General features: G+C 67.9%; 2 protein-coding genes and 1 pseudogene. All 3 read left to right on the forward strand.

Annotated features, from left to right (window positions below; all coding sequences use genetic code 11):
- The first annotated feature begins 330 nt into the window (after positions 1–330).
- Complete coding sequence (gene guaD / locus Q0480_RS17175) at positions 331–1,680, forward strand: guanine deaminase (protein WP_299134836.1); 1,350 nt, start codon at positions 331–333, stop codon at positions 1,678–1,680.
- A gap of 101 nt (positions 1,681–1,781) precedes the next feature.
- Positions 1,782–3,038 (forward strand): D-amino acid dehydrogenase, encoded by a 1,257-nt coding sequence (locus tag Q0480_RS17180; protein WP_299134837.1) that lies wholly within the window; start codon positions 1,782–1,784, stop codon positions 3,036–3,038.
- A 97-nt stretch (positions 3,039–3,135) separates the two neighbouring features.
- Positions 3,136–3,234 (forward strand): annotated as a pseudogene (locus Q0480_RS17185) (IS5/IS1182 family transposase); the annotation flags it as partial.
- Positions 3,235–3,310: the final 76 nt, after the last annotated feature.

The raw sequence follows: 3,310 nt of genomic DNA on the forward strand, positions 1-3,310 counted from the left end.
TTTCAACGGTCAAGCCGGGCATGCCCCTCACGATATCAAAGCTCCCGGAGAAATCGTCACCCCTCGCGCCCTCCGCGAGCTTGCTCCGGGCGCGCGGACCGCGGGCGCGCCACTGGCGCCCCCCAAGTGCGATCCGCGGAGACATCTCGATCCGAACCAATCAAACGGCGACTGATATGATTTGTCGCGGCGCGGGCCGTTGGCGTAGGCGGCGCGATCGGCGGGACCCATCCGGGCGTGGCGCGCTGCCGACTTCGGCGTCCGAGCGTCCGCCTTGACCGCCGGGGCCAGCCCGCCCAGGCTGGCTCGCTGTCGGGCGAAAGGATAGTCATGACATCGAACCAAAAGGCGCTGCGCGGCCGGGCGATTTCCTTCTCCGGCAATCCGTTCGAACGGCCCCCGGCCGAATGCCTAGTGCATCACGAGGACGCGCTGATCCTGGTCGAGGACGGGCGGATCACCGCCTTCGGTCCCTATGCCGATCTCGCCGCCACGCTGCCGCCCGGAGTCGAGCCGGTGCATTATCCCGATGCGATCCTGACCGCCGGCTTCATCGACACGCACGTGCATTATCCCCAGCTCGAGATGATCGGCGCTTATGGGGCGCAGCTTCTGGAGTGGCTCGAGACCTATACCTTCGTCACCGAGCAGCGCTTCGCCGATCGCGCGCATGCCGACAGGGTCGCCGGGCATTTCCTGCGCGAGCTGTTGCGCGCGGGGACGACGACGGCGATGGTCTATTGCACCGTGCATCCACAGTCCGTCGAGGCGTTCTTCGCCGAATCCGAACGGTTCAACACCCGCATGATCGCCGGCAAGGTGCTGATGGATCGCCATGCGCCGCCGGCCCTGCTCGACACCGCCCAGCGCGGCTATGACGAAAGCAAGGCGCTGATCGCCAGGTGGCACGGCCGCGGGCGGCAGCATTATTGCGTGACGCCGCGCTTCGCCCCGACCAGCACCGAGGCGCAGCTCGATGCCGCCGGCGCGCTGCTGCGCGAGCATGACGCGGTCTTCATGCAGACCCATCTTTGCGAGAACCTCGCCGAAGTCGCCTGGGTGCGCGAGCTCTTCCCCGAGCGGTCAAGCTATCTCGACACCTACGATCACGCCGGCCTCGTCGGCCAGCGCTCGATGTTCGGCCATGCGATCCACATGCACGAGGCGGATTTTCACCGCTGCCATGAGGCGGGCGCGGCGCTCGCCTTCTGCCCGACCTCGAACCTGTTCCTCGGCAGCGGGCTGTTCCAGCTCTTCGACGCGATGGACCCGGCGCGTCCGGTGCGCGTCGGCCTCGGCACCGACGTTGGCGGCGGCACCAGCCTCAGCCAGCTGCAGTCGCTGAACGAAGCCTACAAGGTGGTGGCGATGTCGGGGCGCAAGCTCGACGCCGTGCGCGCCTTCTATCTCGCGACGCTCGGCGGGGCGCGCGCGCTCTATCTCGACGACCGGCTCGGCCGGCTGGCGCCGGGATATGACGCGGATATCGCGGTGCTCGATCCGAAGGGCACGCCGCTGCTCGATTTCCGTACCCGCCATTGCGACACGCTGGAGGAGCTGCTTTTCGTGCTGATGACACTCGGCGACGATCGGGCGGTGCGGGCCACCTATGTCGCGGGCGAATGCGTCTACGACCGGAGCCGCGCCGGCGATCCGTTCCGCTACCCCGCGCGGGTCTGACGCGTCCTGGCACGCCGCGCTCGCGGCGCGGCGAAAAGCCCTTGTTCCGCGCCGGCCGAACGGTACTTACTCGTCTTCGCAAATGCGAAGGGAGCCTGGAAATGAAGGTGATCGTGCTCGGGGCGGGGGTCATCGGGGTCACTACCGCTTGGTACCTCGCGCGCCAGGGCGTCGAGGTGCTGGTGCTTGACCGCCAGCCGGGTCCGGGTCTCGAGACCAGCTTCGCCAATGCCGGAGAGCTGTCCTACGGCATGACGTCGCCCTGGGCCGCGCCGGGCATTCCGATGAAGGCCGTGAAGTGGCTTTTCATGCGGCACCGGCCGCTGTTCATCTGGCCGCTGATCAGCCCCACGATGTGGGCCTGGGGCGCCAAGATGCTGATGAATTGCGACGAGGCGCACTACCGGCTGAACAAGGGCCGCATGGTGCGGATCTCGAACTACAGCCGCGACGCGCTGACCGACCTCATGGCCGAGACGCCGATCGCCTTCGACCAGCGCGAACTCGGCACCTTGCAGGTGTTCCGCACCGAAAAGCAGCTCAAGGCCTCGAAGGCCGATCAGGAGGTGCTCGCGGAATACGACTCGCCGTTCGAGGTGCTGGATCGTGAGGCCTGCGTCGCGGTGGAGCCCGGTCTGGCTCTGGTGCGCGACAAGTTCGTCGGCGGACTGCGCCTCCTCGCGGACCGCACCGGAGATTGCCGGATGTTCACGCTGGCCCTCGCCGACAAGGCGGCGGACCTGGGCGTCTCCTTCCGCTACGGCGTGAACATCCGGTCGCTGGCGGTCGATGACGGACGGATCGCAGGCGTGGAGACCGATCAGGGGCGCGAGACGGCGGATGCCTATGTTTGCGCGCTCGGACCCTATGCGCCGATCCTGCTGCGGACGGTGGGGATCAAGCTGCCGATCTATCCGATCAAGGGCTATTCCATCACCCTGCCGGTAACCGAGCCGGCGCTGGCCCCGGTCTCGACCCTGATGGACGAGACCCACAAGGTCGCGATCACCCGGCTCGGCGACCGGATCCGCGTCGCCGGCCAGGCCGAGATCATCGGCTACAACCGCAAGACCGGTCGGGGCGCCTTCGACACCGTGCGCCACGTGGTCGCCGACCTCTTTCCCAAGGCGGGTGATCTCGACCGGGCCGAAGGCTGGACCGGCCTCCGCCCGATGACCCCGGACGGAACCCCGGTGATCGGCCCGACGCGTTTTCCCAACCTCTTTCTCAACACCGGCCACGGCACCCTCGGCTGGACCATGGCTTGCGGCTCGGGCCGCGCCGTCGCCGACGTGGTGGTCGGCAAGACGCCCGAGATCTCGCTCGACGGCCTGACCGCGACCCGCTACGGGCAGTGAACGCACCAGCGACTTCGTCGTCCACGCATGGGAGGTCGGACGGCATCCCATGCCCGCGACGGAGTTCGGCCACCGCCGCGCCAGGTGAGCGGAACCGCTCTTCGCCCGGATCTTCGCAACATTGGCGGGCCCGGGGGCGGCCGCGGACCCCGTGATGATCGACGCGACCCACATCAAGGCGCACCACTTCGCCGCCATGTCCGGCGGGTCTGGAGGAGAACATCCGGGTCTGGCCGCCTTCCATTGACGCAGGAACTCAGGGTGCAGGTACG

Source organism: uncultured Amaricoccus sp., from assembly GCF_937891315.1.
Classification (GTDB): domain Bacteria; phylum Pseudomonadota; class Alphaproteobacteria; order Rhodobacterales; family Rhodobacteraceae; genus Amaricoccus.